At 69.6% G+C, this 6,944-nt stretch carries 6 protein-coding genes; 4 read left to right on the forward strand and 2 right to left on the reverse strand.

Annotated features, from left to right (window positions below):
- Positions 1-356: 356 nt before the first annotated feature.
- Genes dnaK through WBP48_RS08860 form a run of 4 tightly spaced genes read left to right on the forward strand, consistent with a single transcriptional unit; the run spans position 357 to position 4,302 of the window.
- Positions 357-2,231 (forward strand): molecular chaperone DnaK, encoded by a 1,875-nt coding sequence (gene dnaK / locus WBP48_RS08845; protein ID WP_424439136.1) that lies wholly within the window; start codon positions 357-359, stop codon positions 2,229-2,231.
- A gap of 9 nt (positions 2,232-2,240) precedes the next feature.
- Positions 2,241-2,867 (forward strand): nucleotide exchange factor GrpE, encoded by a 627-nt coding sequence (locus WBP48_RS08850; RefSeq protein WP_424439151.1) that lies wholly within the window; start codon positions 2,241-2,243, stop codon positions 2,865-2,867.
- Between the two features lie 8 nt (positions 2,868-2,875).
- Entirely contained in the window at positions 2,876-3,865 is a 990-nt protein-coding gene (locus WBP48_RS08855; RefSeq protein WP_424439139.1) for a DnaJ C-terminal domain-containing protein, read from the forward strand.
- A gap of 2 nt (positions 3,866-3,867) precedes the next feature.
- Complete coding sequence (locus WBP48_RS08860) at positions 3,868-4,302, forward strand: heat shock protein transcriptional repressor HspR (protein ID WP_424439142.1); 435 nt, start codon at positions 3,868-3,870, stop codon at positions 4,300-4,302.
- Between the two features lie 129 nt (positions 4,303-4,431).
- On the opposite strand, the gene WBP48_RS08865 is transcribed toward WBP48_RS08860, so the two are convergent.
- Both WBP48_RS08865 and WBP48_RS08870 read right to left on the reverse strand, forming a co-directional pair.
- Positions 4,432-5,772: a DUF2252 domain-containing protein gene (locus WBP48_RS08865; protein ID WP_424439145.1), complete on the reverse strand. Its 1,341-nt coding sequence runs from the start codon at positions 5,770-5,772 to the stop codon at positions 4,432-4,434.
- Positions 5,773-5,855: 83 nt separating this feature from the next.
- Positions 5,856-6,722, reverse strand: a complete 867-nt coding sequence (locus tag WBP48_RS08870) for a mechanosensitive ion channel family protein (RefSeq protein ID WP_424439148.1) — start codon at positions 6,720-6,722, stop codon at positions 5,856-5,858.
- Positions 6,723-6,944: the final 222 nt, after the last annotated feature.

Raw genomic sequence — 6,944 nt, forward strand, 5'->3', positions numbered from 1 at the left:
GCTGCTGGCCGTGCACCTCGGGCGGGCGCGCGAGCGCCTCGTCGGCCGCCTCGGGGGCGACGCAGGCCCCGAAGCCGAGTTCCCCTACGACGTGCTGTCGCCGGAGGGCTGACCGCGACGCTTGCGCGGCACCCGGCGCCTCGCACCAAACTTGATATGACTCGTATCAAGTTCATTTGACATCGGCATCCGCGCCGACTATCGTGAAACACGGATGAAGTTGAGTCGAGCTGGCTCAATGTCCTTGATCTCGATACACCGGGGCTTCGCCCCGGAACTCGATCACCGGTGGTAGAGCACCGACGCGACGCGGCGGCACTCGATCACCGAAGCAGACTTATCGAAAGGAACACAACATGGCACGTGCAGTGGGCATCGACCTCGGGACGACGAACTCCGTCGTGGCCGTCCTCGAGGGCGGCGAGCCGAAGGTCATCGCCAACGCCGAGGGCTTCCGCACGACCCCCTCGGTCGTCGCGTTCACGAAGGACGGCGAGGTGCTCGTCGGCGAGACCGCAAAGCGCCAGGCCGTCACGAACGTCGACCGCACCCTGACCTCCGTCAAGCGCCACATGGGCACCGACTGGAGGACCCAGGCGATCGACGGCAAGAACTACACGCCGCAGGAGATCTCCGCGCGCATCCTGCAGAAGCTGAAGCGTGACGCCGAGACGTACCTCGGCGACTCGGTGGCCGATGCCGTCATCACCGTCCCGGCATACTTCAACGACGCCGAGCGTCAAGCGACGAAGGAGGCCGGTGAGATCGCGGGCCTGAACGTCCTGCGCATCATCAACGAGCCCACCGCCGCGGCCCTCGCCTACGGGCTCGACAAGGGCAAGGAGGACGAGCTCATCCTCGTCTTCGACCTCGGTGGCGGCACGTTCGACGTGTCCCTGCTCGAGGTGGGCAAGGACGACGACTTCTCGACGATCCAGGTGCGCGCCACCGCCGGTGACAACCGCCTCGGCGGCGACGACTGGGACCAGCGCGTCGTGGACTACCTCATCAAGCAGTTCAAGGACACCACCGGCGTCGACGTCTCGAAGGACAAGATCGCGCTGCAGCGCCTCAAGGAGGCCGCCGAGCAGGCCAAGAAGGAGCTCTCGAGCTCGACGAGCACGAGCATCAACCTGCCTTACCTGTCGCTGACCGAATCCGGCCCCGTGTCGCTGTCCGAGACGCTGACGCGCGCGAAGTTCGAGGACCTCACGAAGGACCTGCTCGACCGCACCCGCAAGCCGTTCGACGACGTCATCCGCGAAGCGAACATCAAGGTCGGCGACATCGACCACGTCGTGCTCGTCGGCGGATCGACGCGGATGCCGCAGGTCACCGAGCTCGTCAAGAAGCTCACCGGCGGCAAGGAGCCCAACAAGGGCGTCAACCCCGACGAGGTCGTCGCCGTCGGCGCCGCCCTGCAGGCCGGTGTCCTCAAGGGTGAGCGCAAGGACGTGCTGCTGATCGACGTCACCCCGCTGAGCCTCGGCATCGAGACCAAGGGCGGCATCATGACGAAGCTCATCGAGCGCAACACGGCCATCCCGACCAAGCGCAGCGAGACCTTCACGACCGCCGACGACAACCAGCCGTCCGTGGCCATCCAGGTCTTCCAGGGCGAGCGTGACTTCACGCGCGACAACAAGCCGCTGGGCACGTTCGAGCTGACCGGCATCGCACCGGCTCCCCGCGGCATCCCGCAGGTCGAGGTCACCTTCGACATCGACGCGAACGGCATCGTGCACGTGTCCGCGAAGGACAAGGGCACCGGCAAGGAGCAGTCGATGACGATCACCGGCGGCTCCTCGCTGCCGAAGGACGACATCGAGCGCATGGTGCGCGAGGCGGAGGAGCACGCGGCCGAGGACAAGAAGCGCCGCGAGGCCGCCGAGGTCCGCAACCAGGCCGAGACCCTGTCGTACTCGATCGAGAAGCTCATCAAGGACAACGAGGACAAGCTCCCCGAAGGTGTCAAGACCGACGTGCAGGCCGACGTCGACGCGCTCAAGACAGCGCTCGCCGGTGACAACGACGACGCCGTCAAGGACGCCTTCGACAAGCTGAACCAGTCGCAGGGCAAGCTCGGTGAGGCGATCTACGCCGCATCGCAGGCGGCCGGCGCGCCGGCCGACCCGACCGTGGGCGACCGGGGCAACGGCGAGACGCCGAACCCCGAAGAAGACGTCATCGACGCCGAGGTGGTCGACGACGAGGACGAGACGAAGAAGTAAGAGAATCGGATCATGACGAAGGACTTCGAGAACGAAGTCCCCGGTGACGAGGGGTCGGAGGCGCAAGCCTCCGGCCCCGACTCGCAGGGGAACCGGCAAAGTCAGGCGGATGCCGACACGGACGCCGACGAGACGAACACCGACGAGACGCTGACGGTCGACGACATCCTCGACGCGCCGCAGACCGACGAGGCGGCGGTGGCCGACGCCTCCGCGGCGGACCGCGATCTGGTGCTGGATCTCAAGCGTCTGCAGGCGGAGTACGCCAACTACCGGCGCCGCACCGAGGAGCAGCGCCAGGTCGAGATCGACCGGGCGAAGGGCTCGGTCGCCAAGGGTCTGCTGCCCGTGCTCGACGACCTCGACCGCGCCGAGAAGCACGGCGACCTCGCCGAGGGATCGCCGTTGCAGGCGATCGCCGAGAAGCTCCGCGGCGTCGTCGCGAAGCTCGGGGTGGAGCGCTACGGCGCCGCGGGTGACGTGTTCGACCCGCAGCAGCACGAGGCGATCTTCCACGCGCCGAACCCCGGGGGAGTCGCCGACGGCACGATCCTCGACGTCGTCGAGGTGGGCTACCGCCTGGGCGGTCTCGAGCTGCGACCGGCCAAGGTCGTCGTCGCCGGCCCGGCCGAGTAGGGAGACCGATGGCCAGCCAGGATTGGTTCGACAAGGACTTCTACAAGGTCCTCGGCGTGTCCAAGGACGTGTCGGATGCCGACCTGAAGAAGACGTACCGCAAGCTCGCTCGCACCTATCACCCGGACCAGGCTCAGGGTGACGCCGCGAAAGAAGCGAAGTTCAAGGAGATCAGCGAGGCGTATTCGGTGCTCTCCGACAAGGAGCAGCGCGAGGAGTACGACCAGATCCGTGCGATGGGATCGGGCAGTGCCCGGTTCCAGGCGCCCGGCGCCGGCTCGGGCGGGTTCGAGGACGTGTTCAGTCGATTCGGTCAGTCGCGCGGCGGCTCGTACCAATCCGCCGACTTCGACGACCTGTTCTCGATGTTCGGACAGGACGGCGGCGCGTTCGGATCGGGCCGGTTCGGCCAGCCGACCGGCGGCTTCCGCGGTTACGGCGGGCCGCAGCGCGGCGCCGACGTGACGGCGCGGACGACGCTGGACTTCCAGACCGCCGTCCGCGGCGAGACGATCACCCTCGCCGGCGAGGACGGCAAGCCGTTCAAGGTCAAGATCCCCGCCGGTGTCGCCGACGGACAGAAGATCCGGCTGCGCGGCCGCGGGCGACCCTCGCCCGATGGCGGCGAGGCCGGCGACATCGTCGTCTCGGTCACGGTGCGTCCGCACCCGGTGTTCACGCGTGAGGGGCTCAACCTGCGGGTGACCGTGCCGGTGACCTTCACCGAGGCGGCGCTCGGCGCGACGATCGAGGTGCCGACGCTCGGCGGCGAGCCCGTGAAGCTGCGGGTCGCGCCCGGCACGCCGTCGGGGCGCGTGCTGCGGGTCAAGGGGCGTGGTGTGGCGACGAGCAAGGGCACCGGCGACCTGCTGGCCGAAGTCCAGGTCGCCGTGCCCGCGCATCTCGACGACAAGGCGAGGGAGGCGCTGGCGCGCTTCCACGACCTCGAGCCGAAGGAGAACCCGCGCGCCGACCTGATGAGCAAAGCCCGGGAGTGATCATGCCCGAGCAGGACCTCGACGAGGAATCCCCGATCTTCGCGATCGCGGCCGCCGCCGAGCTGTCCGGCATGCACCCGCAGACGCTGCGGCAGTACGACCGGCTCGGTCTCGTGGTGCCCGCGCGCACGCAGGGCGGCTCGCGGCGGTACTCGCTGCGGCACGTCAGGCAGTTGCGCGAGGTCGCGGCGATGTCGGCGGACGGGATGAGCCTGCCCGCGATCGCCCGCATCGTCGAGCTGGAGAACGAGGCGCGGATGCTGCGGCGCCGCGTCACCGACCTCGAGCAGCAGCTGCGCGACGAGCTCGAGCGCCGCTCCCGCGTGTTCGCCGCAGGGGTCACCGGCTCGGTCGTGACGCTGCGTCAGGGCACGCGCGTGCGCCGCGCGACCGAAGTCGTCGTCTGGCGCCCGCCCGCCGCGGGCGACGCCGACTGACCGTGGATTGCGCCGTTTCAGGCTCGCTGCGCTCGCGGGGTGCACGGGAGAGTTGCCCCCGCCCCCGCGCGTTGAGCGACGAGCGCCGGCGAGGAATCGAAACGTCGCACGCGCACGGTGCGGCAGGGATCAGGCGGATGCCGCCAGAAACGCTTCGTAGTCGGCCTTTGACACATCGGCATACGCGTAGGACCACTCCAGCAGCGCGTCGGCGACCGCCTCGCCGCGCCCTACGTACCCGGCGACGGCGGCCGCGTTCGGCGACTGGCTGTGTGCGCGGGCGAGGGTCGCGGCGCATGCCTGGGCATACAGGCTGAACGGGCCGTCGTCGAGCGTCTCGATATCGATGCCGCCCTTCATGTCACGGAACTGCCGCACGTAGTAGTCGCCGCTTTCGTTGCGGAAGTGCCCGAGGAAGGGATCGGACACGCCCTGCAGAATCCGCTGCAGCGCGACGACCCGCGCGCCCTCGCCCGAGCTGTCGATGAGGTCGTTCAGGTGCTGCGGCTGGCGGTGCTCGCCGTACTGGGCGAGGACGCTCTGCCCGGCCTGTTTCGTCTGCAGCAGCAGCACGTTCTCGTCGCCGTCCTGGAACACCGTCACGAAGCATCGTGTGCCGACGCTGCCGACCCCGACGGCGCGACGGACGGTGTCGGACATCGAGTAGTGCTGCAGCAGCAACTGGATGTCGACGCTCGCGGTGCGCGCGTACTCCAGGACGTCGCGCTCGGCACGGCGCTTGATCTCGGCATCCGTGTGAGTCATCGCCGGCGGCGCCTCGACGAACCAGCGCCGGCCATCGGCATCCACCTGGGTGAGTTTGCGTGCGGCCTGCTCGCCGGTGCGCTTGCGCGCCTGCCGGATGGCGTCGCGCACGACGTGGCGCCCGGCTTTGTCGTGCACACCGAGGCCGCCCTCGGCGTCGAAGTGTTCGTAGTACCGGGCCAGCGGGCTGCGTTCCACGAAGACCGTCATCAGTCGGGCATAGGTGCGCACGGTGGCAAGGCACGCCTCGCCCACCACGTCGTCGTCGCGCCCGGTCGCGCGTCCCGCGACGACGACGCTCGTGACGAGCCGCTTCAGATCCCATTCCCACGGTGCCCACGCCGACTCGTCGAAGTCGTTGAGGTCGAAGACCAGATCGCGCTGCGGCGATGCGTAGAGTCCGAAGTTCGCGACGTGCACGTCACCGCAGGACGCGACCGCGATACCGCTGCTCTCGTCGCGGGCGAGGTCGGCGGCCATAAGAGCCGCCGTGCCTCGATAGAACGTGAACGGGCTGGCCGACATGCGCTCGGTCCGCAGCGGCACGAGCTCCGCAACGCGGGTCTGGTTCTGCTCCTCGAGGATGCCGAGGGGGTCGCGTCCCGTCGTGGTCAGCTGTGACAGGTTGCGGCGCGGAACGGCGTGGCGCCGATCGCGTCCCGCCGCGGTCTGCTCCGCCCGCGAGAGCGGTGGTCCAAGGCTCATCGCTCATGTGCTCATCATCCCACCGCGCGGTACGCGCCGAATCGGTCGCGGAGCCGGGCCCGGCCGATGCCGCGTCCGTGTCGCTACACCGGATCGGGCGGGATGACGGGCGGCATGCCGGGAGAACTGGTGACGGTCGCCGTCCACCCCGCGGCGGTCAGGGCTGCCCAGGTCGCCCGGACCACGTCGGAGCTCACGGGCACCGCGCGGGCGGGATCGTGCCAGAACTGCAGCCTCGCCGTCACCCGCTGCGGCGACAGCGACGACACCAGCGCGCGCACGCGGTCGGCATCCACGCCCGGAGTTCCCGCGGCGGCCGCGACGAGCACGGACAGCACTTCGTCGGCATCCACCCGCGGCGAACCATCCGCCTGCGCCGACGTATCGACGCGGACCTGCACTTCGCTGCGGCGCGCGCCGTGACGGGAGTGGTTGACGAGGGTCGAGCCCACGAGCTGTGCGTTGGGGACGTGCACGGTGCGGCCGTCGACCGTCGTGAGGATGACCGAACGCGAGTTCAGTTCCGTGACGGTGCCGACGATCGCGTCGCCGTCGGGGCCCTCGACCATGAGCTCTTCGCCCGGGCGCACGGACTGGCGCGTCTGGATGAGCACCCCCGCGGCGAAGTTGTCTGCGACGCCGCGCAGCACGAGCACGACGACGAGCCCGACGATGAGGACGATGGCCAGCAGTGGCTGCACGTTGGCGCCGAGGACGGCGAGGGCGACGCCGATGCCGAGCAGCAGGATGACGTACTGCGTGAACCGGGCCGCGAAAACGATGAGGCCCGGCGGAAGGTTCGGCAGCCGCTGCAGCAGCGCGATCATGCCGCGTTTGCCGTAACGCGCGGCGATCCACCCGCCGACGATGGCCGCGATGGCCAGCACGGCATCCCACCACGTCACCGGCGTCGAGAAGAAGCTGTCGACGTCCACGCTGCTGAGGTCCACGACGGCAGGATAGGCCGCGCGTCCCGGCGCTGTCGCCATCGCCCGCCCGTACTCACCCGCGGCGGGTTGCGGCGGGTTGCCCCGGCGGCTTTCGCCGCGTGGGCGTGCCGACCCGACGCGTGTGGCCGGGCGGATGCCGGTGCAAGCGGCATCCTGCGTCGGATCGGCGGCGGCCACCGCGCACGGCTACCCTGGCGGGATGAAGCACACCCCGCCCGCCCC

The sequence above is a fragment of the Microbacterium sp. genome (assembly GCF_049661145.1).
In the GTDB taxonomy this organism is placed as follows: Bacteria; Actinomycetota; Actinomycetes; order Actinomycetales; family Microbacteriaceae; genus Microbacterium.